The sequence below is a fragment of the Microvirga terrestris genome (genome assembly GCF_015694425.1).
In the GTDB taxonomy this organism is placed as follows: domain Bacteria; phylum Pseudomonadota; class Alphaproteobacteria; order Rhizobiales; family Beijerinckiaceae; genus Microvirga; species Microvirga terrestris.
The window spans coordinates 39832-62933 of the sequence record NZ_JADQDN010000003.1 but is presented as its reverse complement, the minus strand read 5'-3'; the positions used below and the strand labels follow the sequence as shown (position 1 = coordinate 62933).

25 protein-coding genes are annotated in these 23102 nt (G+C 61.4%); 12 read left to right on the top strand and 13 right to left on the bottom strand.

What is annotated here, in order from left to right; genetic code table 11:
* Window positions 1-182: 182 nt before the first annotated feature.
* From I2H36_RS07340 to I2H36_RS07310, 7 genes are all read left to right on the top strand, one after another.
* A complete protein-coding gene (locus I2H36_RS07340) occupies window positions 183-1079 on the top strand; it encodes a PaaX family transcriptional regulator C-terminal domain-containing protein (RefSeq protein WP_196263244.1) in 897 nt (298 codons plus the stop codon).
* A gap of 178 nt (window positions 1080-1257) precedes the next feature.
* Window positions 1258-2253 carry a 1,2-phenylacetyl-CoA epoxidase subunit PaaA gene (paaA, locus tag I2H36_RS07335; RefSeq protein WP_196263243.1) on the top strand — a complete coding sequence of 332 codons (996 nt, stop codon included), beginning with the start codon at window positions 1258-1260 and terminating at the stop codon, window positions 2251-2253.
* 14 nt (window positions 2254-2267) lie between these two features.
* On the top strand, window positions 2268-2558 hold the full coding sequence (paaB, locus tag I2H36_RS07330) for a 1,2-phenylacetyl-CoA epoxidase subunit PaaB (protein WP_036358944.1): 291 nt from the start codon (window positions 2268-2270) through the stop codon (window positions 2556-2558).
* Complete coding sequence (paaC, locus tag I2H36_RS07325) at window positions 2558-3316, top strand: 1,2-phenylacetyl-CoA epoxidase subunit PaaC (protein WP_196263242.1); 759 nt, start codon at window positions 2558-2560, stop codon at window positions 3314-3316. Before paaB ends, paaC begins: the two co-directional genes overlap by 1 nt.
* 9 nt (window positions 3317-3325) lie before the next feature.
* Entirely contained in the window at window positions 3326-3838 is a 513-nt protein-coding gene (paaD, locus tag I2H36_RS07320) for a 1,2-phenylacetyl-CoA epoxidase subunit PaaD (protein ID WP_196263241.1), read from the top strand.
* 16 nt (window positions 3839-3854) lie between these two features.
* Window positions 3855-4931 carry a 1,2-phenylacetyl-CoA epoxidase subunit PaaE gene (gene paaE, locus I2H36_RS07315; RefSeq protein ID WP_196263240.1) on the top strand — a complete coding sequence of 359 codons (1077 nt, stop codon included), beginning with the start codon at window positions 3855-3857 and terminating at the stop codon, window positions 4929-4931.
* A gap of 15 nt (window positions 4932-4946) precedes the next feature.
* Window positions 4947-5750 carry a Phenylacetic acid catabolic protein gene (locus I2H36_RS07310; protein WP_196263239.1) on the top strand — a complete coding sequence of 268 codons (804 nt, stop codon included), beginning with the start codon at window positions 4947-4949 and terminating at the stop codon, window positions 5748-5750.
* 29 nt (window positions 5751-5779) lie between these two features.
* On the opposite strand, the gene I2H36_RS07305 is transcribed toward I2H36_RS07310, so the two are convergent.
* Genes I2H36_RS07305 through paaG form a run of 4 tightly spaced genes read right to left on the bottom strand, consistent with a single transcriptional unit; the run spans window position 5780 to window position 9039 of the window.
* On the bottom strand, window positions 5780-6415 hold the full coding sequence (locus I2H36_RS07305; RefSeq protein WP_196263238.1) for a TetR/AcrR family transcriptional regulator: 636 nt from the start codon (window positions 6413-6415) through the stop codon (window positions 5780-5782).
* Window positions 6416-6423: 8 nt separating this feature from the next.
* Window positions 6424-7758, bottom strand: a complete 1335-nt coding sequence (paaK, locus tag I2H36_RS07300; protein WP_196263237.1) for a phenylacetate--CoA ligase PaaK — start codon at window positions 7756-7758, stop codon at window positions 6424-6426.
* Window positions 7759-7771: 13 nt separating this feature from the next.
* Window positions 7772-8248, bottom strand: coding sequence for a hydroxyphenylacetyl-CoA thioesterase PaaI (gene paaI / locus I2H36_RS07295; protein ID WP_196263236.1), 477 nt, complete (start codon window positions 8246-8248; stop codon window positions 7772-7774).
* A complete protein-coding gene (gene paaG, locus I2H36_RS07290) occupies window positions 8248-9039 on the bottom strand; it encodes a 2-(1,2-epoxy-1,2-dihydrophenyl)acetyl-CoA isomerase PaaG (protein WP_196263572.1) in 792 nt (263 codons plus the stop codon). Before paaG ends, paaI begins: the two co-directional genes overlap by 1 nt.
* Before the next feature lie 350 nt (window positions 9040-9389).
* Here paaG and I2H36_RS07285 point away from each other — a divergent pair, with 350 nt between their 5' ends.
* From I2H36_RS07285 to I2H36_RS07265, 5 genes are all read left to right on the top strand, one after another.
* Entirely contained in the window at window positions 9390-10556 is a 1167-nt protein-coding gene (locus I2H36_RS07285) for an ABC transporter substrate-binding protein (protein ID WP_196263235.1), read from the top strand.
* Between the two features lie 77 nt (window positions 10557-10633).
* Window positions 10634-11506: a branched-chain amino acid ABC transporter permease gene (locus I2H36_RS07280; RefSeq protein ID WP_196263234.1), complete on the top strand. Its 873-nt coding sequence runs from the start codon at window positions 10634-10636 to the stop codon at window positions 11504-11506.
* Window positions 11507-11508: 2 nt separating this feature from the next.
* Window positions 11509-12456, top strand: a complete 948-nt coding sequence (locus I2H36_RS07275) for a branched-chain amino acid ABC transporter permease (protein WP_196263233.1) — start codon at window positions 11509-11511, stop codon at window positions 12454-12456.
* The gene (locus I2H36_RS07270) at window positions 12453-13235 is read left to right on the top strand and encodes an ABC transporter ATP-binding protein (protein ID WP_196263232.1); all 783 of its coding nucleotides are present in this window, start codon (window positions 12453-12455) and stop codon (window positions 13233-13235) included. Before I2H36_RS07275 ends, I2H36_RS07270 begins: the two co-directional genes overlap by 4 nt.
* Entirely contained in the window at window positions 13228-13932 is a 705-nt protein-coding gene (locus I2H36_RS07265) for an ATP-binding cassette domain-containing protein (RefSeq protein ID WP_196263231.1), read from the top strand. The genes I2H36_RS07270 and I2H36_RS07265 overlap by 8 nt, the downstream gene beginning before the upstream one ends.
* Before the next feature lie 13 nt (window positions 13933-13945).
* Here the strand turns inward: I2H36_RS07265 and I2H36_RS07260 are convergent, their stop codons facing one another.
* From I2H36_RS07260 to I2H36_RS07220, 9 genes are all read right to left on the bottom strand, one after another.
* Window positions 13946-14164, bottom strand: coding sequence for a DUF2783 domain-containing protein (locus tag I2H36_RS07260; RefSeq protein WP_196263230.1), 219 nt, complete (start codon window positions 14162-14164; stop codon window positions 13946-13948).
* A complete protein-coding gene (locus I2H36_RS07255; protein WP_196263229.1) occupies window positions 14161-15765 on the bottom strand; it encodes an FAD-dependent oxidoreductase in 1605 nt (534 codons plus the stop codon). Before I2H36_RS07255 ends, I2H36_RS07260 begins: the two co-directional genes overlap by 4 nt.
* A gap of 33 nt (window positions 15766-15798) precedes the next feature.
* Entirely contained in the window at window positions 15799-16755 is a 957-nt protein-coding gene (locus I2H36_RS07250; RefSeq protein WP_196263228.1) for an MBL fold metallo-hydrolase, read from the bottom strand.
* Window positions 16756-16889: 134 nt separating this feature from the next.
* On the bottom strand, window positions 16890-17762 hold the full coding sequence (locus I2H36_RS07245) for a TonB family protein (RefSeq protein WP_196263227.1): 873 nt from the start codon (window positions 17760-17762) through the stop codon (window positions 16890-16892).
* A 17-nt stretch (window positions 17763-17779) separates the two neighbouring features.
* Complete coding sequence (locus I2H36_RS07240) at window positions 17780-18226, bottom strand: ExbD/TolR family protein (RefSeq protein ID WP_196263226.1); 447 nt, start codon at window positions 18224-18226, stop codon at window positions 17780-17782.
* The gene (locus I2H36_RS07235; RefSeq protein ID WP_196263225.1) at window positions 18226-18912 is read right to left on the bottom strand and encodes a MotA/TolQ/ExbB proton channel family protein; all 687 of its coding nucleotides are present in this window, start codon (window positions 18910-18912) and stop codon (window positions 18226-18228) included. Before I2H36_RS07235 ends, I2H36_RS07240 begins: the two co-directional genes overlap by 1 nt.
* Before the next feature lie 10 nt (window positions 18913-18922).
* On the bottom strand, window positions 18923-19387 hold the full coding sequence (locus tag I2H36_RS07230) for a Tat pathway signal protein (protein WP_196263224.1): 465 nt from the start codon (window positions 19385-19387) through the stop codon (window positions 18923-18925).
* Between the two features lie 827 nt (window positions 19388-20214).
* Window positions 20215-21732, bottom strand: a complete 1518-nt coding sequence (locus I2H36_RS07225) for a UxaA family hydrolase (RefSeq protein ID WP_196263223.1) — start codon at window positions 21730-21732, stop codon at window positions 20215-20217.
* 18 nt (window positions 21733-21750) lie between these two features.
* Entirely contained in the window at window positions 21751-23100 is a 1350-nt protein-coding gene (locus tag I2H36_RS07220; RefSeq protein ID WP_343234421.1) for a TRAP transporter large permease, read from the bottom strand.
* Between the last annotated feature and the right edge of the window lie 2 nt (window positions 23101-23102).

The window sequence follows — 23102 nt, the reverse complement described above, 5'->3', positions numbered from 1 at the left end:
TCAAGCGGAGCTGCACCCTCATCGGCATTATTAACCGACCGGTCGGTTAGTCAAGAAATTTTGGGATATTGCCTCCTGTGGCTCTGGGGTCGACAGGGGCTGAGGAAGCGTGAATAGGTTAGGGCGAAATGGGCATTAGAGGCGACGACCGCCGCGCTCTTGAAGGAACGGAGTTGGCTTGAATGGCCGCGTTTGTCGAATCCCTCCTGGATCGGTTTCACGAGCGGACACCCATCCGAGCGGGCTCGCTGATCGTGACGGTCTTTGGGGATGCGATCGTGCCGAGGGGCGGGGTCTTGTCCCTGTCTTCACTCCACGAGATCATGCGGGCCTTCCGCATCAGCGATACCCTGGTGAGGACGGCCCTGTCGCGCCTTGTGTCGGAAGGCTGGTTCGAGCGCTGGAAGGTCGGCCGCAACAGCTATTACCAACTCACGGCGCAGGGGCAGGAGGCCTTCGCCCAGGCGACGCAACGGATCTATGCCGACCCGCCCCAGACTTGGCATGGTTCCTTTGACCTCCTTCTGCGCGACAACGGCCAGGACCGGGGCACCCTGCGGGCGGAACTGTCCGAGGCCGGTTATGGCGCCCTTGGGCCGGACCTGCTCATCGCCCCTGCGGGATCCTCGGTCGGAAGGGAGGGAATCCTCCGCCTCTCGGCGAGCCCAGCGGATCTGCCGACTGCCCGGCGGCTGGCAGAGCGCGCCTGGCCCCTGGAGAGCATTGAGGGGCGCTACCGCCGCTTCGTCGATACCTATGCGGGAACTCTTCAAGCTCTCGAGAGCGGCGCCCGGTTCAGCAGCCTTGATGCCCTTCTTGTTCGCATCCTCCTGATCCACGACTACCGCCGGGCCGTTCTGAAGGACCCGTTGTTGCCCCAGGAGCTCCTCCCGACCCCCTGGGCTGGGGCGGCCGCCCGCACCCTTTGCGGCACGATCTACAAGACGCTGCTTCCCGCCGCCGAGCAGTGGATCGACAGCCACGCTCAGAACGATCAGGGCCCGCTTCCCCCTGTTGATCAGGATTTTCAGCAACGGTTTGCTGCGATCCAACCGCTCACAAAATCGCAGGCCAGCTGAAAGATATGTTACAAGAAAATCTTGAATAAACTATTTTTTGTGACATATTGAATAAGCAGCCGCCCATCCTCGAGGCATGCTGCCTGACGTCTTGCCTTTGGCGCATGGAAAATTGCTGCCTTGCGAGCGTTAACGGGCTGCAGAGGAAACGAGGCAACAAAGGTTAGGGAGAAGCGCCGTGTACGCACAGATGGTGAAGACGGGCGTCGACCACATCCAGTCCAAGGAGGAGATGTCTCCCGAGGAGCGCGCATTCCAGGACCGCGTCGATCAGAACATCAAGATCGAGCCAAAGGAGTGGATGCCGGAGGCCTACCGCAAGACTCTGATCCGGCAGATCTCCCAGCATGCCCATTCCGAGATCATCGGCATGCAGCCCGAGGGCAACTGGATAACCCGCGCGCCGACCCTGGAGCGCAAGGCCATCCTGCTCGCCAAGGTACAGGACGAGGCGGGCCATGGCCTTTATCTCTACTGCGCTGCCGAGACGCTGGGCGTGAGCCGCGACGAGCTCATGGAGCAGCTCAACAGCGGCAAGGCCAAGTATTCGAGCATCTTCAATTATCCGACGCTCACCTGGGCCGATATCGGGGCCATCGGTTGGCTCGTCGACGGGGCCGCGATCATGAATCAGGTGCCGCTGCAGCGCTGCTCCTACGGCCCATATTCCCGCGCCATGGTCCGCATCTGCAAGGAGGAGAGTTTCCACCAGCGCCAGGGCTACGACATCATGACCAAGCTCGCGCGCGGCACGCCCGAGCAGAAGGCGATGGCGCAGGATGCGCTGAACCGCTGGTGGTGGCCGTCCCTGATGATGTTCGGCCCGTCCGACGCCGAGTCGGTGCACAGCGCCCAATCCATGCGCTGGAAGATCAAGATCAACTCGAACGACGAGCTGCGCCAGAAGTTTGTCGACCAGACGGTGCCGCAAGCGGAATATCTCGGCCTTACCGTGCCCGATCCAGATCTCAAGTGGAACGCCGAGAGCGAGCACTACGATTTCGGCGAAGTCGACTGGAACGAGTTCTATCAGGTGGTCGCCGGCAATGGCCCCTGCAACCGCCAGCGCCTGCGCACGCGGGTCAAGGCCTACGAAGAGGGCCAATGGGTGCGCGAAGCCGCCGATGCCTATGCGGCTAAGAAGGCGGCGCGCGCCAAAGCCAAGGCGGCGTGAGCGGGAGAGCAACGATGACCGACAAAAAAGAATGGCCTCTCTGGGAAGTGTTCATCCGCAGCCAGCACGGACTCGCCCATCGCCATGTGGGCAGCCTGCATGCGCCCGATGCCGAGATGGCGATCATGAATGCGCGCGACGTCTATACGCGCCGCAACGAGGGCGTGAGCATCTGGGTGGTGCGCGCCTCCGACATTGCCGCGAGCTCCCCGAGCGAGAAGGGTCCGCTGTTCGATCCGGCCAACAGCAAGGTCTACCGGCACCCGACCTTCTACGAGATCCCCGAAGAGCTGGGGCATATGTGATGAGCGGGCAGGAGGTTCTCTTCGAGTATCTGCTGCGCCTTGGCGACAACGCCCTGATCCTCGGGCACCGCCTGTCGGAATGGTGCGGGCATTCGCCCGCGTTGGAAGAAGATTTGGCGCTGTCCAACGTGGCACTCGATCTCATCGGGCAGACGCAGCTTTGGTTGAACCTAGCAGGAGAGATCGAGGGCAAGGGGCGCGACGCCGACAAGCTCGCCTATCTGCGCGATGCCCGCGACTTCCGCAATCTCCTGCTCGTCGAGCAGCCCAACGGCAACTTCGCCGCCACCATGGCGCGCCAGTTTCACTTCGACGCCTGGCACTACCTGCTGCTGCGGGAACTCACGGGCTCGAAGGATGCGCGCATTGCCGAGATCGCCGCCAAAGGGCTCAAGGAGGTCACCTATCATCTCGAGCGCAGTCGTGATTGGATCCTGCGCCTCGGCGACGGAACGGAAGAGAGCCATCGCCGCATGCAGGCGGCCATCGACGACCTCTGGATGTACACGGGCGAGATGTTCGAGTCCGACGAGGTGGACCAGGCCATGATGCGCGAAGGCATCGGTCCCGATCTCGCATCCCTGCACGAGCCGTGGCTCGGCCTGATGCGGTCAACCGCCGAGGAAGCGACGCTTACCTTGCCGCAGCCCGGATGGGCGCAGCGAGGCGGCAAGCGGGGCATGCATTCCGAGCACCTCGGCTACATCCTGGCGGATCTCCAGTTCCTGCAGCGGGCCTATCCCAACGCAACGTGGTAGGAGGCGGCGATGACGGGCAGCCTGACGCGGCCGGATCTGGAGCAGATCAGAACCTGGCTGGAAGAAGTTCCCGACCCGGAAGTGCCTGCCGTCTCCGTCATGGATCTCGGCATCATCCGCGATGTGCAATGGTCCGGCGACGAACTCGTCGTAGCGATCACGCCCACCTATTCGGGTTGTCCTGCAACGAGCGTCATCGCGCTCGACATCGAGGCAGCGCTGCGAGCGAGGGGACTTGATCGCCTGCGCGTCGAGCGCCGGCTCTCGCCACCTTGGACCACGGACTGGATCAGTGAGGCTGGACGGCGCAAGCTCGAAGCCTACGGCATCGCGCCGCCAGTCGAGAGCGCGGGAGGACCGTCGGTCTTCGACCGCCTGCTGCGCAAGCCGCTGACGATCGCCTGCCCACGCTGCAAATCCGAGAACACATCGCGCATCAGCGAGTTCGGCTCGACGCCCTGCAAGGCTCAGTACCGGTGCGACGATTGCCTTGAGCCTTTCGATTACTTCAAGTGCATCTGAAACGAGCGGACGCTCCATGACAAAGTTCTACCCCGTGACCGTTGCCGATGTCAGGCGCGAGACGCGCGACGCCATCATCCTCACGCTCGACGTGCCGGATGAGCACAAGGAGGCGTTCAGCTTCTCGCCGGGGCAATACCTGACCCTGCGCACCACCATCGACGGCGACGAGGTCCGGCGGTCCTATTCCATCTGCGCAGCCCCCATGGAGGGCAGGCTGCGGGTCGGCATCAAGAAGATCGCCGGCGGCGTGTTCTCGAACTGGGTGAGCGAGCAACTGGCGCCCGGCCATGTGATCGAGGCCATGCCGCCGATGGGCAACTTTTTCGTGCCCCTCGATCGTACGCAGAAAAGGCACTTCGTGGGCTTTGCGGCGGGCAGCGGGATCACGCCGCTGCTGAGCATCATCAAGACGACGCTTCTATCCGAGCCGCAATCATCCTTCACCCTGTTCTACGGCAACCGTGCATCGAGCTCCATCATGTTTCGCGAGGAGCTGGAGGATCTCAAGAACGAGCATCTGGAGCGCTTCAGCCTCATTCATATCCTCAGCCGCGAGCAGCAGGACATCGATCTGTTCAACGGCCGCCTGACCAAGGAGAAGTGCGACCAGCTCCTGGAGCATTGGGTTGACGCGTCCACCATAGACACCGCCTTCATCTGCGGGCCGCAGGACATGATGCTGGGCGTTGCGAAAAGCCTCGAGGAGCACGGCCTCGACAAGCGCAAGATCAAGTTCGAGCTCTTCGCCACATCCACGCCAAGCCGCCGCCCGCGTACGTCCGAAGAAGAGCAGGCCAGGAACCACAAGGATCTCTGCGAGGCTACCATCGTCATCGACGGGCGCGCCCGAACCCTGTCGTTCGAGAAGGGCACCGCGTCGGTGCTCGATGCGGCCACCCAGGAAGGTCTCGAGCTTCCCTATGCCTGCAAGGGTGGCGTATGCTCCACCTGCCGGGCGATGCTGGTTGAGGGCGAGGTCGACATGGATGCAAACTTCGCCCTGGAGGATTACGAAATCGCTCGGGGCTACATCCTGACCTGCCAGAGCTATCCGGTGAGTGACAGGATCCTGGTCGATTTCGACAAGTGACCGAGGAGGTGCGCCATGGTCGATGAAGAAGGTCTTGTCGGCTTCGTGGCCGGTGGCGGCCGCCTGAGCGCACCCGACAACGTGACGCCCCGCTATCGCGCGGAGCTCATGCGCCTGATGTCGATTTTTGTCGATTCTGAGATGGCTGGCGCCTCAGGCTTTGCCGATTGCATCAATCTCGCGCCGGGGCTGAAGGAACGAATCACGGCCACGCACATCGTCCTGCAGAAACTTGATCATGCCAGGCAGGTTCTCGGACTGATGGAGCAGTTCGGGGCCAACATGGATCAGTATGTGGGTGCGCATCCCTGGTCGTCCCGTCTCGACCGCAGCGTCAATCTCGGTACGCGCCGCATGGACGGCGACATGCGGCTTAACGTGTTTCACTATCCGATCAATGGCTGGATTGATGCGGTGGTGATGAACTGCCTGATGGGGCAGGCAACCGTCGTGCAACTCGAAGAACTGACGAACGGCTCCTATCAGCCCTTTGCCGACACTCTCGCGGCCATCCTTGCCATCGAGAAACGCCATGCGGAACTTGGTGAACATGGGCTGCGGGTGGCGTTGGAGAAAGGTCACGACAGGACCGATGCCCAGGCATCCGTGAACTACTGGTATCCGCGCGTTGCCGATAGTTTCGGCAGCAGCACATCGGATCATTTCGCCCAACACCGGAAATACGGTTTGCGCCAGAAGGGCAGGGAGGTTCTTTTAGCCCGCTGGCAGGGCATCGTCCATCCGATCCTCTCAAGGTTCGGACTCGTTGCTCCGAGGGATGCATCGCATGAGATGGGTGAACAGGTCTCTTTGCAGTAATCAGCGACCTTTGCAGGCTTGTCTGTGTACTATTCCGCAGCTGTAATCCGCCGTGATGCCGATGCGGGTTCTGCATAGAGATTGCGCGTTCCGTCTACGATCAGCTGGGACACGAGCTCCGCATAATCGGCCCGCGTCACCTCTCCAGTGCTTTTGAACCAGAGATAATGCCAGTTGATCATGCCGAAGAGCGACATGGTTACAGGCTTGAGCAGCTCGGTGCCTTTCAGCTGCGGCGCGACGCCGGCCACCGCGTCAGAGAAGATTTTAACCAGCTCGCGCTCCATGGCTTTGAGCTCCGTCTGCCGGTCGGCGGGCAGCAGGCGCAGGCCGTTGATCTGCACATTGTGCTGGGCGTCTGCATCGCGGTAAGCCTCCAGCAGGGCCGCGACCAGCTCCTTGAGACGGGGCCCGGCAGCCAGATCCGGCCGGTCGGCCGCCTCCACCACTTCGAGCAATTCCTCCAGGTGAAAACGGATCATGTCGAACAGCAGTTCCTCCTTGTCCCGGTAGTAATGGTAGAGGTTCGCCTTCGAGACCCCGCAGGCCTCGGCGATCTTGCTCATGGAGGCGCGGTCATAGCCATGCTCGGCAAAGAGTTCGGCCGAGCGATCGAGGATCGCCCGGCGCTTGTCGTCGTAGTCTGTGGCGCGGGTGCGGGCCATGGGCTTGTCTATTCTTTCGGTCTGCCGTCGATCACGCGCTTCGCCTTGCCCAGCGAGCGCTCGATCCCTTCAGGGTCGAGGACGTTTACCTGAGCCGTGATGCCGATGGTATCCTTAATCGCCTGTCCCAAGCGGTCGGCGGCCGCCTTGCGGGTTTCAGGGTAGTCGGCCTCAGGCCGGATCTCGACCTTGATCTCCATATGGTCCATGCGTCCTTCGCGGGTCAGCACGATCTGGTAGTGGCCCGACAGGCTCGGGATCTGCAGGAGCTTTTCCTCAATCTGGGTGGGGAAGACGTTCACGCCCCTGATGATCATCATGTCGTCGGTGCGGCCCGTGACCTTCTCCATGCGCCGCATGGTGCGCGCGGTGCCGGGCATGAGGCGGGTCAGGTCGCGGGTGCGGTAGCGGATGACGGGCATCGCCTCCTTGGTGAGCGAGGTGAAGACGAGCTCGCCCTCCTCGCCGTCCGGCAGCACCTCGCCGGTCACCGGATGGATCACCTCGGGGTAGAAGTGATCCTCCCAGATGTGCAGGCCGTCCTTGGTCTCGATGCACTCGCAGGCAACGCCCGGACCCATGACTTCGGAGAGGCCATAGATGTCCACCGCATGGATGTCGAAGGCCTCCTCGATTTCGGCCCGCATGGCGTTCGTCCAGGGCTCCGCACCGAAGATGCCGACCTTGAGCGAGGATTGACGCGGGTCGAGACCCTGCTTGCGGAACTCGTCGAGGATCGCGAGCATGTAGGAGGGCGTGACCATGATCACATCGGGCTGGAAATCGTGGATGAGCTGCACCTGGCGCTCGGTCATGCCGCCCGACATGGGGATCACCATGCAGCCGAGGCGCTCGGCGCCGTAATGCGCGCCCAACCCGCCGGTGAAGAGGCCGTAGCCGTAGGCCACATGCACCTTCATGCCTGGACACGCGCCGCTCGCCCGGATCGAACGGGCCATCACATCGGCCCAGGTGTCGATGTCGCGCTTCGTATAGCCGACCACGGTGGGCTTGCCGGTGGTGCCCGATGAGCCGTGCACGCGGGCGATCTGATCCTGAGGCACGGCGAACATGCCGAAGGGATAATTGTCGCGCAGGTCCGCCTTGGTGGTGAAGGGAAATTTAGCGAGGTCGCTCATATCCTTGAAGTCATCCGGATGAACGCCCGCCGCGTCGAACTTCGCCCGGTAGTGCGGCACGTTCTCATAAGCATGGCGCAGGGACCAGGCGAGACGCTCGCGCTGCCACGCAGTCAGCTCGTCACGGGATGCCAGTTCGAGACGATCGAGGGAAGAGGCCTGAGGTTTGAGTTCGGACAGCTTGCGGAGCGGAATCTGATTCAAGCAAACCTCCCATTCATGTTCTTGTTGGTTCCGTCTCGTCCGCGCTCGGCGCGAGCAGCGTGCCGGGAATCGTGCGCGAGTGCCCGCGGAACTCGGCGACGACCTCGCCCTGGCCGTTGCGAATCGTCACGTCATAGATGCCGGAGCGGCCGGATCGATTGCGCTCCACCGCATGGGCCGTCAGCGTGTCGCCCCGGCGGCCGGGCTGCAGGAACGTCACGGCGCATTGCTGCGCGACAGTCCGCTGGTTGTAGGTGTTGCAGGCGAACGCAAAAGCCGAGTCGGCGAGCGTGAAGATGAAACCACCATGGCAGATGCCATGGCCGTTCGTCATGTCGAGGCGGATCGGCATCGACAAAACCGCCTCACCGGGCGCGACCCGCTCCACGACCATGCCGAGGCCCTGGCTCGCCTGATCCTCGGCCCACATGGCCTGCGCGCAGGCTTGCGCGATGTCATACGCGGCGAGGGCGGAGGAGGGCGCGTCCATCAGGCTCTTCCCGTGAATCTGGGTGTCCGCTTCTCGAAGAAGGCCATAACGCCTTCCATGTAGTCCGGTGTACGGCCGGCCCGGCCCTGCAGGTCGCGCTCCAGATCGAGCTGCCGGACGAGATCGTTCGTCTGCGAGGCGTCGAGAGCCTGCTTGATCAGCCCGAGTCCCACGGTCGGCTGCGTCGCGAAGTGCGCCGCGAGACGATGCGCTTCGTCCATGAGGCCCGTATCGTCGACCGCCTTCCAGATCATGCCCCAGGCCTCCGCCTGTTCGGCCGCAACAGGTTCGGCGAGCAGGGCGAGCGCCCGTGCGCGGGCCGTGCCGACGAGGCGCGGCAGGAACCAGGTGCCGCCGGAATCGGGAACGAGGCCGAGTTTTGCAAAGGTCTGGATGAACTTGGCCGAACGCGCCGCCAGAACGATGTCGCAGGCGAGCGCGATGTTGGCGCCGGCGCCGGCTGCAACGCCATTGACGGCGCAGACCACCGGCATCTGCAAATCGCGCAGCTTGCGCACGAGGGGATTGTAGAGACGCTCCAGTGTCGAGGAGAGATCGGGGGGCTGTCCTGGAGCGAAGACCCGGTCCGACAGATCCTGGCCGGCACAGAAGCCGCGCCCGGCGCCTGTGAGGATCAGGGCCCGGCAATCATTGTCCTCCTCCGCATCGAGCAACGCTGCCATGAGGGCCGCATGCATCGCTTCGTTGAAGGAGTTGAGGCGATCCGGCCGGTTGAGGGTGATGACGCGGTAGCCCTCACGCCTGTCCGTGAGGATGAGATCAGTCTCCACCATGGCCCTCCCGAAGTCTTCACTGATGGCAAGCGGGTGGTCTTGCGACTTGTTTACTATTGACCAACCGTTCGGTCAATTATATTGATGTTGGACAAAGGGTCAATGAGAGCATTCTCAGCTCGCACGGAGCCGCATGAGACGGGATTTTTCGAAGACCATCGGGATATGCTCACCCAAGCCTTCCAGGCTGTGCACACACACGATCGCGTAAGCGTCAGCGCCTGCTTCACCAGTAATGCTTTTCCATTCCACCGTGTTCGAGCCGCCGTGACCTGAAGGGTTGCCGGTGGGCCGATGCACTGTGCAAGAACACATAAAAACAAACGACAACAACCAGGAGGAAACGGATGAAATCACAAACGACGTTCAAGTTCATGCTGGCTGCAGGTGCGCTCAGCGTTGGCGTGTCTCACGGCGCCCATGCGCAGGATACCGTCAAGATCGGATCGGTGCTCTCGGTCACCGGCCCGTCGTCGTTCCTCGGAGAGCCTGAGGACAAGACGCTGCGGCTCTATGTCGACAAGATCAATGCGGCTGGCGGTGTTGCCGGCAAGAAGATTGAGCTCGTGATTTACGATGACGGCGGCGATGCCAACAAGGCGCGCACCTTCGCGACTCGTCTTGTCGAGGATGACGAAGTCATCGCCATGGTCGGCGGCACGACGACCGGCAGCACCATGGCGATGATCCCGGTCTTCGAGGACTCCAAGATTCCCTTCATTTCGCTCGCGGGTGCCATCGAGGTAATCGACCCTGTGCGCAAGTTCGTCTTCAAGACGCCGCATACCGATAAGATGGCCTGCGAGAAGATCTTCGAGGATCTGAAAAAACGCAATTTCACCAAGATCGGCCTGATCTCCGGCACCGACGGCTTCGGCGCTTCCATGCGGGCGCAATGCGTGAAGGTGGCGCCGAATTACGGCATGCAGATCGTAGCCGACGAAAACTATGGCCCGCGCGACAGCGATATGACCGCTCAGATCACCAAGATCAAGAACACGGCTGGCGTGCAGGCCGTGGTCAACCCGGGCTTCGGTCAGGGCCCTGCTATCGTGACCCGCAACTATGCTCAGCTCGGCATGAACAGCATCCCATTCTACCAGAGCCATGGCGTTGCCTCGAAGAGCTTCATTGATCTCGCGGGTGCTGCGGCGGAGGGCGTACGCTTGCCGGCCGCAGCGTTGCTTGTGGGCGACAAGCTGCCGGAGAGCGATCCGCAGAAGAAGGTGGTGACCGAGTACAAGCAGGCCTACGAGGGTGCCACGAAGCAGCCCGTCTCGACCTTCGGCGGGCATGCCTATGATGGTCTCTTCATTCTGGTCGAGGCCATGAAGCGCGCCAACTCCACGGATTCCGGAAAGATCCGTGATGAGATCGAAAAGACCAAAGGCTTCGTCGGAACCGGCGGCATCGTGAACATGTCGGCCACGGACCATCTCGGCCTCGATCTCTCGGCCTTCCGCATGCTTGAGATCAAGGGTGGCGACTGGAATCTGGTGGCCTCAGGCAGCTGATCCTCGCGGGTATGGACCAAACGGGAGGCGGATCTTCGGCCTCCCGTTCGTCAATCTGACGAACGTGGGACAGCATTATGGCCGAGTTCCTCCAGTTTCTCATTTCCGGTCTGACGGTGGGTGCAGTCTATGCGCTCGTCGCGCTGGGATTCACGCTGATCTACAACGCATCCGGCGTGGTGAACTTCGCCCAGGGTGAGTTCGTCATGCTCGGCGGCATGGTGACGGTATTCGCGTCGGCCGCCGGTGTGCCGCTGCCGCTGGCTGCTGTCATTGCGGTTGTGGTCGCTCTGGTGATCGGGCTGCTCCTCCATCGCCTCGCCATCGAGCCTGCCCGTGGTGCATCGGCCGTAACCCTCATTATCATCACCATCGGCGCATCGATCCTTCTCCGTGGAATAGCCGCGATCGTCTTCGACAAGCAATTCCACAAGCTCCCCGGTTTCACGGGTGAGGCGCCGATCGACATTCTTGGCGCGGCCGTCCAGCCGCAGAGCTTCTGGGTTCTCGGCGGAGCCGCAGTCGTTGTCGTAGCGCTCTACGTTTTTCTCGAGCACACGCTCCTCGGCAAGGCTGTGCTTGCAACGGCGGCCAACCGGCTGGCAGCACGGCTGGTCGGCATCAACACGACCACGATTATGGCGCTTGCCTTCGGAGGATCCGCCGCCATTGGGGCCATCGCGGGTATTCTCGTGACGCCCATCACCCTGACGAACTACGATGTCGGGACGCTGCTGGCCTTGAAAGGCTTTGCCGCTGCCATGCTTGGGGGCATGGGCAACCCGTTGGGTGCTGTCGTGGGAGGGCTTCTGCTCGGGCTGCTGGAGGCCTTCGGTGCGGGCTACCTGAGTTCCACCTACAAGGACGCCTTCGCGTTCCTGGTCATCCTCATCGTCCTGTTCGCAGCCCCGCAGGGCCTGTTCGGACGCAGAGCCGTCGAGCGGGTGTAAGAATGGGTGCTCTCCTGAACCAGCGCTATCTGACCCTTGTCATTTTGGCAGCAGTGATTGCCGTTCTTCCATTCGTCTTTCCCTCAAGCTACTATTTCCGCGTAGCGTCGCTTGTTTGGGTGTCGGCGCTGGCCGCCATCGGCCTCAATATCCTCATGGGACAGGCGGGGCAGGTCAGTCTCGGCCATGCGGCATTCTTCGGGATCGGAGCCTATGCCGTTGCCATCGGGCCGGCTCATCTTGGCATCCCGTCCTGGGCGGCGCTTCTCATGGGTGCCGTTCTCTCTGCCGTGCTCGCCTATCTGGTAGGACGCCCAATCCTGCGGCTGAGGGGGCATTACCTCGCGATTGCGACCCTCGGTCTCGGCGTTCTGGTCGCGCTCGTGATCTCGACAGAAAGCCGCTGGACTGGCGGACCGGACGGCATGCCGGTCGAGCGGCTGACCCTGTTCGGCTGGCGCGTCAGCGGATCTTACACATGGTACTGGGTGACGGGTGCTCTCCTCCTCATCGGCACTTGGATTGCACTCAACTTGGACGAGACGCCGACAGGGCGGGCTTTTCGTGCGCTGCATGACAGCGAAGTGGCAGCCCAGGTGGTGGGCGTCGATGTCGCCCGCTTCAAATTGCAGGCCTTCGTGATCGCTGCCGTCTATGCCTCGATTGCCGGTTCGGCGCTGGCCCTCATGAACGGCTTCATCAACCCGGATCAGGCAGGCTTCCTTCATTCCGTGGAACTCGTCACCATCGTGGTACTCGGTGGGCTTGGATCCATTGTCGGCAGCATCGTCGGAGCGGCCGTTCTGGTGACGCTGCCGCAGGCGCTGACGGTCTTCCACGAATACGAGCATCTCCTGCTCGGGCTCATCATCATCGTGTCCATGATCTTCATGCGCAACGGCATCGTGCCGAGCCTCTCGGGCCCGTTTCACAGGAGGGCACGGTCATGACGATCCTGACGGCTGCGGATATCGGCATCTCCTTCGGCGGCTTGAAGGCCGTCGATGGCGTGAGCTTTTCGGTGAGCCCCGGCCAGATCCTTTCGATCATCGGCCCGAACGGCGCCGGGAAGACAACGCTGTTTAACATCGTATCCGGGATCTATGCCGCAAGCCGTGGCACGATCCACTTGGCCGACGAGGATGTGACCGGTCTGTCACCCCACAAGCTGGCTGCTCGGGGGCTTTCGCGCACGTTCCAAAACCTGCAGATCTTCCAGCGCATGACCGCATGCGAGAACGTGATGGTCGGCCGCCATCTCCGCGAGAAATGCAGTCTCTTCCCGGCACTGTTCAGAACGCCATCCGTGACGCGCCAGAACCGGGAGACGCGGGCCGCCGCGCTCGATCTCCTCGCCTATGTGGGCCTGAAGGATGTGGCGGATGTGCCCGCCGGCTCGCTTCCCTATGGGGCCTGCAAGCGTCTCGAGATCGCCCGAGCCCTTGCGGCAGAGCCGCGCGTTCTGCTCCTCGACGAGCCGGCGGCCGGCTGCAATGCGGTTGAGACCGAGGAAATCGATCACCTGATCCGCCAGGTCGCCGACAGGGGTGTCGCGGTCGTGCTCGTGGAGCACGACATGAAGCTCGTGATGAAGATCTCCGACAGGATCCTGGTTCTGGAGCGAGGCAGGCCGCTGGCCGAAGGAACGCCGCGGGAGGTGCGCGTTGATCCAAAGGTCCTTGAGGCTTATCTGGGACAGCACGGCGCCCGGGAGGCTGCCCGTGCTTGAGGTGGAGAATCTGCGCAGCGCCTATGGCCGCATTGAGGTCCTGAAAGGCGTCAGCCTTGAAGTGCGTACCGGAGAGGTCGTGGCGCTCGTTGGCGCAAACGGTGCAGGAAAGACGACGCTGCTGCGCGCACTCTCCGGTGTGCAGCCGATCACAAGCGGGGAGATCCGCTTCAAAGGGCAGCGCATCGATCGCCTGCCGCCGCATCAGCGTGTGGAACTCGGCATCACCCAATCTCCTGAGGGGCGACAGGTATTCGGACCCCTCACGGTCGAAGACAACCTGAGGCTCGGGGCCTATAGGCGTCGTGACAAGGAGATCGAGCAGGATCGAGATAAGGTTATTGCCATGTTCCCGATCCTGGCCGAGAAGCGTCATCTCCTCGCTGGTGGATTGTCGGGCGGTCAGCAGCAGATGCTGGCCATCGGCCGGGCGCTCATGGGGCGCCCCAGGCTCCTGCTGCTGGATGAACCATCGCTCGGTTTATCTCCGCTCCTGGTCGATCAAATCTTGGATGCCATCGTGTCCCTGAGGAAAGACGGGATCACGGTGCTTCTCGTGGAGCAGAATGCCAGCGCCGCTTTAGCAATTGCCGACCGCGGCTATGTACTTGAGACCGGCAAGGTGGCCTATAGCGGAACAGGCTCGTCCCTGCTCGCCGACCCTCAGGTGAAAGCGGCCTATCTCGGGATTGCTTGATGCGCCGATCTGATCACTCCGACGCGGGTTCCACTGGTTCCATGCTCTGCTTCGCGAGAGCAATGGCCTCCTGGAGCACGGAGTGCTCGCCGATATGGTTAGCCAGAATGAGGACGAGGCGGCTGTTGAGCGCCGCACTGTCCTCATCCGACAACCCTCGATGCGCCTCGATCAGCGCACGATAGGTGCGATCCGGATCGGCCAAACGACTCTCAGTGATGAGCGCGGTCATGCATGGCCTCCCTCAAACCCTCGCAACCGACGCGAGGCGCTCTCAAGCAGCGAGGGCGTCCCATGACGCCAGCGTGCCGCGAGGTGCTGGTCGGGTCGCACGAGATAGGTGCTCCCGGGGCTCGCATCGAATCGTTGTGCGAAGAAACCTTGATTGTCGAAAAGATCACTCCCGATGACAAGAACCCGGGAGCCTTTGGGAGGTTGTGTTCCGTTCGGCACATGCAGGATCGTCTCCTCGCCGCCAATCGCATCCAGCAGCCAGATTGGTCGTCCATTTTGATCGTGCAGAGGAGCGTCGGGAAGAGGAGCACCGAGGCGGGCAGAGCCGGACCAGCTGTCGGCATCCGGCGTCGAAAGCGGTGTGTCGTAAGTGGATGGCATCGACAGCCTTCCCGAGTTCACCATCCGCTTGGCAAAGGAAGCATGGCGCGCGAGGGCCAGAGTGGCATCGCGGAAGCGAAGCTCCTGTGCCGAGCGTGGTGCGATGAAATCGGTTGACCGGGTCGAATGGCCGATATTCTCATCGGCCGCGGCGGAGCGTTCGAGATTATAGGATTCGATCAGGCTCTCCGGCGCTTCACCCTTGAGAACGATTGCAAGCTTCCACGCCAGATTGTCCGCGTCCTGAATGCCGGAATTCGCGCCCCGCGCGCCGAAGGGCGAGACCTGATGGGCTGCGTCTCCGACAAAGACGACGCGGCCATGCACGAAACGCTCCAGGCGACGGCACTGGAAGGTATAGACCGAGACCCATTCGAGCGAGAAATTGTCATGGCCCAGCATCTGCCTGAGCCGCGGAATCACACGTTCAGGTGCTTGCTCGGCCTTGACGTTCGCGTCGCGCCCGAGTTGCAGGTCGATGCGCCAGACATCGTCCGGTTGCTTGTGCAGGAGAGCGGAGTGACCCTCATGAAAGGGCGGGTCGAACCAGAACCAGCGCTCGGGCGGGAAATTGCCTTTCATCTTCACGTCGGCGATTAGGAACCGGTCCTCGAAGGCCTCACCCTGGAACGCCAGTCCCAGCATCCCGCGCAAGGGAGAGCGTGCCCCATCGGCGGCAACAACCCAATCTGTATCGAACTTGTAAGTGCCTTCAGGTGTCTCGACCGTGAGTGTAGCGCCATCGTTGCGATGCTTCAGGTCCACCACCTTGTTGCACCAGCGGATCTCAAGGTTCGGGAGTGCTGCAGCGCGCTCCACGAGGGCGTGCTCCAGATAATATTGCTGGAGGTTGATGAAGGCCGGCATCTTGTGCCCATCCTCGGGCAGAAGATCGAAAGCATAGAGCAGATCATTGCCCTGAAAGACCTTGCCGACCTTCCAGGTGACGCCCTTCTCAAGGCAGAGATTTCCAACACCGAGGCGGTCGAGGATCTCGAGCGTGCGCTTGGCATAGCAGATGCCGCGCGAGCCTTCGCCGATCCTGTCTGCATCGTCGAGAAGCACCACGGGGATGCGTCGCTGCGCGAGGTCGATGGCCGTGCACAGGCCGACAGGCCCTGCACCGACGATGATGACGGAATGCCGGGCAGGAGAAGCACGATCCTGATCAGGGCAGCGGTGATAGCCGTATTGATAGAGGATTTTGCGGGTATTCATGATGCGTCCCATTCCTCCATCTCGAGTCGAGCGTCAGCTCTGAAGGGCCGCCCACATCTCGCGATCCCGTTCGGCCGTCCAGATCACCGGATGGTCGATGCCCGACGCTTCATCGAAGGCACGCGAGACGTTGAAGGGAAGGCAGTGCTCATAGATGGCGAAGTTCCCGAACTTCGGATCCATAACCTCGCGGGTTGCGGCAAAGGTCTCCTTCAGCGAGCGACCCCGCACGACCGACAGTTCAGCTGCGCCGTAAAGTGTAGTGACGAAGTCGCGGGTCATAGCCGCTGCCTCGCGAACCTGCTGGCTGCCCTGCAAGGCAGCGCCGCGACCAGGTGCAATGGCGTGCGGCTGGAACTCCAGGATGGCGTCGAGCGTCAGCGGCCACTCGCGCAGATAGGCATCGCCGCAATAGCAGGCCGAGTGATACTCCACGAGGTCGCCGGTGAACATGACCTCCGCGTCCGGCACCCAGGCCACGATGTCGCCTGCAGTGTGGCCGGCTCCGAGATGAAATAGTTTCACCTCACGCTTCCCCAGGAACACCGACATGCCGCTCTCGAAGGTGAGGGTGGGCCAGGTGAGACCGGGCGGGATGCTGCTCTCGCCCTTGAACAGGCGCGGGAAGCGGCCGATTTCCGAGGCCTTGTCCTGTTCGCCGCGCTCGACGATGAGATCGTAGGTGGCGTTCGACGCAATGATGCCCTGTGCGTTGTAGGCCGATGCGCCAAGCACGCGCACGGCGTGGTAGTGCGAAAGAACCACATACTTGATCGGCTTGTCTGTCACGGATCGCACACGGGCGATCACGTCCTCGGCCATCATCGGGGTGGCCTGTGCGTCGATCACCATGCAGCCATCGTCGCCGATAATCACACCGGTATTGGGATCGCCCTCGGCGGTATAGGCGTAAAGATCCGGTCCGATCTCGGTGAAGGACACGGTCTTGTCGGACATATCTCCCGTTGAGGCGAAAGCTTTTCCCGTCATGGTGTTTTCTCCCGTCGCGGAATGCCGTCTCTGACCTGCCAAATGGAGCAAGTGCATGGCTGCATTCTTTACGGGTAGGGTAAGCGTCATCGCAGAGTCGTCAAGTTCGCAAGGGCGGCTGCGCAGGGGCGACTTCAGCGGATGTTGATAGCGAGTGGTATATTAAATCTGCGTTCTGGAACAGGATCCGGCGCCGGCGGCACAGAGGATCCCGGCCTTGCGGCGGCGAGCGCGGCCTGATCGGCGGCAGGGTTGCCGGAGCTGCGCCCGATGAACGAGCTGATAATCTGACCAGAGGAGTCGATCGTGAATACTATTTCAGCAGACCCGTTGAAACCTTGACTGCGTAGGATTTCTGGCACGCGGAAGCGACTGCGCAGCGCGGCTCTTAAACTTGCAAAATAGCGGCTGCGGGCACCAGGATCTGCCGAAGCTGCCGAGCCTCCCATGTTCTCGCGCGAGGCCGAAGCCTGTCCCTGGCGCGCCTCAGACGGAGGCTGCTGCGGCTGGGCGACCGCCCTGCGAGGAGGGTGCTTGCGCTCCACAGGCTTAGGTAGCTGCTTCTTCTCGGGGTTGAACTCAGGCTTTGGCGGGGGTGGCTGTTCAAAAGGCTTTGCGACCACCGTATCCGGCGGCAGAAGAGCTACGACAGGCTCGGGCTCCATCGCCATCTCCGCTTCGACCGGAGGTGCTTCCGTCATGTCTTGCGGCTCGTGGATCTCGGCAATCTCTTCGGGCTGCTCAGTCTTCACTTGCTCCAGCGGCACTGGTTCCGGCTCAGCCTCCGGCGCTGCGACGGCGGCCATCTCCGCAGGTGCGACCGACACCGCTTCCTCCATTGCGGGAGCAAGATCAATGGTGATCTCCTGCTCGCCCGGGGTGTCATCCTCGCTGGATCGCCAGAGCGTCAGGGCTCCCAGAACGGCCCCATGAAGGGCAAGCGCCGTGAGGAAGGCGATTCCGAGCCGGTTCGGCTCCTGCGTCGAACGGATGCTTTGTACGGACATCGGGCTTGGCTCAGGTCTTACTGGGCCGGCATTCCGCCCGGAGCCTGGGCGATGAGCGAGACCTTGCTGAAACCGGCCGCACTGACTTGCCCCATGATCTCAACGATGCGCCCGTAGGGGACAGCCCTGTCTCCGCGGACCAGTACGACCTGAGCCGGATCGGCGCTCGCAAGCGCCTTGAGCTTCGGCATCATCCCATCCGGCGTGAACGGTTCCTTGTCGAGAAACGGCCGACCCTGCTCGTCAATGCTGATGACAACAGGTGCTTTCGGTTGAGATACCTTCGCGGCTGCCGTTTTCGGCAGGTTCACCGGCACACCGACGGTCATCAGGGGTGCTGCCACCATAAAGATGATGAGCAGCACGAGCATCACGTCGACGAGTGGTGTGACGTTGATCTCGGACAGAGGCGCAATACCGAAGTCATCATCCGGTTCGCCTGTGCGGAGCGGCCCCATGCCCATTACTCGGCGGCCTCTGCGCGCAGAAGAGGCTTGCGGTCTCGCGCGAGCCGGTCACCGAGCACCGTGATGCCTGCCGTAAACAATTGCTGCAGGCGGCCGAGATCCGTCGTGAGCTTGTTGTAGGCGGTCACCGCCGGAATGGCGGCCACGAGGCCGATGGCTGTTGCGAACAACGCTTCGGCAATACCGGGAGCCACCACCGACAGGCTGGTATCCTGGCTTGCCGCGATGGCGGAGAACGAATTCATGATGCCCCAGACTGTGCCGAACAAGCCGATGAAGGGCGCAGCCGATCCTGTGGTGGCCAGGAACGGTAGTCCCACCTGGAGTTGGCGCATGTCGGCCGACAGCGCAGCCCGCATGGCCCGCTCGATCCGCTCCCGACGCTCCGCGCGGCTCTCCGACGGGTCCTGATCGCGCCAAGCCTCTTGGCCTGCAGCAATGATCCGTCCATTCGTCCCAGCGGATTGCGGGTGAAGTTTCTCGCCCGAGCGTGTGGCCCTTTCGAAGGCCCGTGCCTCGCGCCGGACGCTCCTGAAGCGCAGAAGCTTCTCGACAACTATCGTCCAGCATCCAAGCGATGCCAGGACGAGCAGGATCATGACGCCTTTGACGATCGGGTCGGCCTGCAGGAACAGTCCGACAAAGGATAGATCGTGCGGGGCAGCAGGTACGATGTCGCTCATTACAGCAATCTCATTTCGTGAACGAAACAGCGTCGATCTTGGAGGATGTTTCGAGAGCGGACAGGCACTCCTCCCGGGAATTCGCAGCACCCTCGCAGGTCATGACGTCCTTAAGGAGAACGCTTCCTAACCGTGTGCAGCTCAAGCCTGGGAAGTCGAACAGCTTGATAAGGGTCTTGCGGCCAGGCACTGAACCAACCTCGACAGCCAGCCTCTTGGCTGCAACGCCGTCTGTATCGAGAGCGAACAAATCAAGCTTCAGCGAGCGCCAGCTGTCGCCCTTCTGGTTGTTGATCAGGAAGTAGGTCCGGCAATTCTCGCCTGCAGCCTCGATCTTGTTCAGCTCGATACGCAGAGGCGAGGGTGAAGCACCTTCCTGAGCCAGAGCCGCTCCGCTTAAGGGGAGGAGCAGAGCAAGGCATTCCCATATGCCTCCTGTGGAATATCCAGGATCATTCCACGTGCTTACCTTCATGAACTCCTCCTCGTTCGTATGGACGAGCGCGCAGATACGCAGCCTCACGGATGCGAGAGAAAACTTGGCGCCTTTTGATCCACCGCTGTGAATCCATGTCCGAGCCAGCGAAGCATCCTAAAAGACGCCGTGATGGAATATCTGGGAGAAGCTATTTAGATCAAGGGGTTACGTGAAAGTCAGAGGCGTTCTAAAACAAGCGCTACTCTGTTAAGAACGGGAGCGATTTCGCTTCCTTAAAATGCCTTCAAAGTAAGTTTTTCCCGATTTCGAGCGCGCCAAGTCTGCTGGAGACCTCTCATCCATGCGCTACCGCCCATCTTCGGCGGTTCACAAAAATACCATTTTGGAAATGAACAAAGGACCGAACTGGCACTTAGTATCGAGGAGTTGCAGCGTGGGTTTCAAAGGTCACGACAAACCCTTTCCCGCCTGGTATCCATACGCTTTCGTCGGCGGGATCGCTGCTGTCGCAACAGCGCTTTATGTGCTTGGCTGACGCCATGTCGTGACAGGTGCTTCGCCTGTAGCCGTCGAAATTCACTTATTCCAGGTGGTGAGTTCAAGGGCTCGGCTACGCCCGGGGCACTGCATCCCAAAGCGAAGCGAGGCAGTACATCCGTGCCTCGTTCACTTTTGGGAGAGTGTTGATCCTTCTGGTGGATCAGCCCGAGCATGGTTGCCGGAATATGGTTAACACATCGTTAAAAGATGCTTCCCTATGGGAAGAATTGTCAGTTGATCTTTTGGAACATTCCATCTCAGGCGCCGACTGAACAAAAGCTTGGCGCCTGAGATTGGCACAAACCTGCTTTCTCAACTACCGTTCACATCACAGCGCCAACCTGCCAGGGAACGAACTCAAGGTCGCCATAACCCAGATCCTCAGACATCGTGTGCTCTCCTGAGGCTACCTTCAGCAGAACATCGAAGATCTCCTGACCCTTCTCTTCGAGGGAAACGCCATCGAGGATGTCGCCGCAATTGATATCCATGTCGTCGATCATGCGGCGATAAATGTCAGAGTTGGTGGCGAGCTTGAGAGATGGTGCAGGCTTGCAGCCGAAAGCGGATCCTCGCCCTGTGGTGAAGGCGATCAAGTTGGCACCGCCGGCCACTTGGCCCGTGGCGGCAACAGGATCGTAGCCGGGCGTGTCCATATAAACGAAGCCGTGATCCTTCACCTGCTCGGCATATTCGTACACGGCCTGAAGCGTGGAGCGTCCGCCTTTGGCTGAGGCGCCCAGAGACTTCTCGAGAATCGTTGTCAAGCCGCCTGCCTTGTTGCCCGGTGACGGATTGTTGTTCATCTCGCCGCCATTGCGCTCCGTGTAGGCCTCCCACCATCTAATCCGTGAAACCAGCTTCTCGCCGACCTCCCGGGTTGCGGCGCGGCGGGTGAGCAGATGCTCTGCGCCGTAGATCTCCGGCGTCTCGGACAGGATCGATGTCCCGCCATGGCGCACCAGCAGATCTGACGCGACGCCCAGGGCAGGATTGGCGGTGAGGCCGGAATAGCCATCGGAGCCGCCACATTGAAGAGCCAGGACCAGTTCCGAGGCGGGACGTGTCTCCCGCTGAGCCTTCGCGACGATCGGGAGCATGGCTTTCACGGCATCAGCAATGGCCTGCACGGTCTTTCGCGTGCCGCCGGTCTCTTGGATCGTCAGGGTGCGGAATGTGTCCGTCTCGGTGAGACCGTACTCCTTCTTCATGCGCCCGATCTGGAACACCTCGCAGCCCAAGCCGACCATGATCACCCCTGCAAAGTTGGGGTGGCTGGCATAACCCCACTGGGTCCGGCGCAGGATCTCGAATCCCTCGCCATAGGCCGCATGGCCGCAGCCTGTGCCGTGAACGATGGCGACGATACCGTCGATGCCGGGATAGTCGCGCAGAATTCCCGAGCGCTCCACCTCTGCTGCGGCAAACCGCGCGACTGAAGCCGAGCAGTTCACGGATGTGAGAATGCCGATATAGTTGCGGGTCCCAGTCTTGCCCGAGGCACGCCGGTATCCCTGGAAGGTGGCGCGCAGTTCGGGCGGAAGCAGGTGGTCGTCCTTTGCATCGGCACAGAAAGCATAATCCCGCTCGAAATCGTGCAGGCCCACATTGTGCTCGTGCACCCATTCGCCCGGCGCGATGTGGTTCTTGGCGAAGCCGATGATTTGGCCGAACTTCCGGATCGGCTCTCCTTCACGGATAGGTTCCACGGCCATCTTGTGGCCGCGCAGGATGCGCTCGCGCGCCGTCAGACCTGCAACTTCGGTACCTTGGTTCACGAGATCGATGGCGATGACCACGTTGTCATCAGGTGAAAGGCAGATCGTGCGTGGGGTGTTCATAGCAATCACTTTTCGAAATCAAAGGTAGCCGTTTTCCTTCAGGAATTGCGGCAGCCAAAGGACGGTTTCAGGGACAAAGGTGATGAGGAGAAGCACGAGAAGCAAGGGAACCAGCCAAGGAGCACAAGCCTTCATGCATTCCTCGAAGGTGATGTTTGCCACACGGGTGAGCACATAGAGAACCATCCCAACCGGGGGCGTCAGCAGGCCAATCATCAGGTTGAGAACCATAATGAGGCCGAAATGAACCGGATCGATGCCAAGCTTTACGGCAACTGGCAGCAGCACCGGGGTCAGAATGGTAATGGCTGCAATCGTCTCCATGAAGCAACCGACGATCAGTAGGAAGACGTTTACCAGGATCAGGAAAGTGATCGGATCCGCCGCATAGGTGATGATCCACTCACCGAGGGCGTCGGTGGTGCGGGTTGTGGTCAGCACCCAGCCGAAGATCGAAGCTCCAGCCACGATGAGAAGCACCACGGCCGTCGTCTCGACCGTGTCCATGGTGACACGGATGAACTGGCGCAGGTTCAACACCGAGTAGCGGGGCCGCTGCCCGCGCGCGGCAAGCACCATGTTGAAGCTGCGATGGATCACGGTCGACAGCAGGAGGGCGTAGGCACAGGCGAAGACGGCCGCTTCGGTGGGGGTGAACAGGCCGAAGCTCATGCCGCCGATGATGATGGCGGGGGTGAGAAGAGGCAGGAAGGCATTGACAAAGGAGCGCCCAAGGCGGACGAAATTGAACTTTGCATCGCGCCCGATCCCATAATAATGGGCGTAGAGAGCCACAGTGGCCGACATGAAGAGCGCCATGATCAAGCCAGGAACGATGCCCGCGACGAAGAGTGCATTGATCGAGGCATTGGCGACCACGCCGTAAATGACCAGCGGCAGAGACGGCGGAATGATGGGTCCGATGGTCGATGAAGCGGCAGTGAGGCCCACGGCGAACTTCGTGTCGTAGCCATGATCGCGCATGGCCTTGATCTCGATCGTTCCAAGGCCGCCTGCGTCCGCTACGGCTGTTCCCGACATTCCAGCGAAGATGACGGAACCAGCGACGTTCACGTGGCCAAGGCCGCCCTTCAGCCAGCCGACGGCTGCGACGGCGAAGTCGTAGATCTGCTTGGTGATACCGGCGGAGTTCATCAGGTTGCCGGCCATGATGAAGAAGGGAACAGCCAGCAAGGGAAATGAATCGACGCCGTTCACCATCCGGTGAATTACGGTAATCACCGGAGTTGTGATTTCGCCTGTCAGGTTTCCGATGAAGAGGAACAGCAGTGAGGATCCGGCCAATGCCACAGCGATCGGGACGCCGATGACGATCATGACCAAGAGGGCGACAAGCATCAGAGTAATGA

Excerpts from the sequence above, each read along its gene's own strand:
- I2H36_RS07340 (WP_196263244.1), top strand. The coding sequence starts at position 183 with ATGGCCGCGTTTGTCGAATCCCTCCTGGATCGGTTTCACGAGCGGACA.
- paaB (WP_036358944.1), top strand. The coding sequence starts at position 2,268 with ATGACCGACAAAAAAGAATGGCCTCTCTGGGAAGTGTTCATCCGCAGC.
- paaC (WP_196263242.1), top strand. The coding sequence starts at position 2,558 with ATGAGCGGGCAGGAGGTTCTCTTCGAGTATCTGCTGCGCCTTGGCGAC.
- paaD (WP_196263241.1), top strand. The coding sequence starts at position 3,326 with ATGACGGGCAGCCTGACGCGGCCGGATCTGGAGCAGATCAGAACCTGG.
- paaE (WP_196263240.1), top strand. The coding sequence starts at position 3,855 with ATGACAAAGTTCTACCCCGTGACCGTTGCCGATGTCAGGCGCGAGACG.
- I2H36_RS07310 (WP_196263239.1), top strand. The coding sequence starts at position 4,947 with ATGGTCGATGAAGAAGGTCTTGTCGGCTTCGTGGCCGGTGGCGGCCGC.
- I2H36_RS07305 (WP_196263238.1), bottom strand. The coding sequence starts at position 6,415 with ATGGCCCGCACCCGCGCCACAGACTACGACGACAAGCGCCGGGCGATC.
- paaI (WP_196263236.1), bottom strand. The coding sequence starts at position 8,248 with ATGGACGCGCCCTCCTCCGCCCTCGCCGCGTATGACATCGCGCAAGCC.
- I2H36_RS07285 (WP_196263235.1), top strand. The coding sequence starts at position 9,390 with ATGAAATCACAAACGACGTTCAAGTTCATGCTGGCTGCAGGTGCGCTC.
- I2H36_RS07280 (WP_196263234.1), top strand. The coding sequence starts at position 10,634 with ATGGCCGAGTTCCTCCAGTTTCTCATTTCCGGTCTGACGGTGGGTGCA.
- I2H36_RS07275 (WP_196263233.1), top strand. The coding sequence starts at position 11,509 with ATGGGTGCTCTCCTGAACCAGCGCTATCTGACCCTTGTCATTTTGGCA.
- I2H36_RS07270 (WP_196263232.1), top strand. The coding sequence starts at position 12,453 with ATGACGATCCTGACGGCTGCGGATATCGGCATCTCCTTCGGCGGCTTG.
- I2H36_RS07260 (WP_196263230.1), bottom strand. The coding sequence starts at position 14,164 with ATGACCGCGCTCATCACTGAGAGTCGTTTGGCCGATCCGGATCGCACC.
- I2H36_RS07255 (WP_196263229.1), bottom strand. The coding sequence starts at position 15,765 with ATGAATACCCGCAAAATCCTCTATCAATACGGCTATCACCGCTGCCCT.
- I2H36_RS07250 (WP_196263228.1), bottom strand. The coding sequence starts at position 16,755 with ATGACGGGAAAAGCTTTCGCCTCAACGGGAGATATGTCCGACAAGACC.
- I2H36_RS07245 (WP_196263227.1), bottom strand. The coding sequence starts at position 17,762 with ATGTCCGTACAAAGCATCCGTTCGACGCAGGAGCCGAACCGGCTCGGA.
- I2H36_RS07240 (WP_196263226.1), bottom strand. The coding sequence starts at position 18,226 with ATGGGCATGGGGCCGCTCCGCACAGGCGAACCGGATGATGACTTCGGT.
- I2H36_RS07235 (WP_196263225.1), bottom strand. The coding sequence starts at position 18,912 with ATGAGCGACATCGTACCTGCTGCCCCGCACGATCTATCCTTTGTCGGA.
- I2H36_RS07230 (WP_196263224.1), bottom strand. The coding sequence starts at position 19,387 with ATGAAGGTAAGCACGTGGAATGATCCTGGATATTCCACAGGAGGCATA.
- I2H36_RS07225 (WP_196263223.1), bottom strand. The coding sequence starts at position 21,732 with ATGAACACCCCACGCACGATCTGCCTTTCACCTGATGACAACGTGGTC.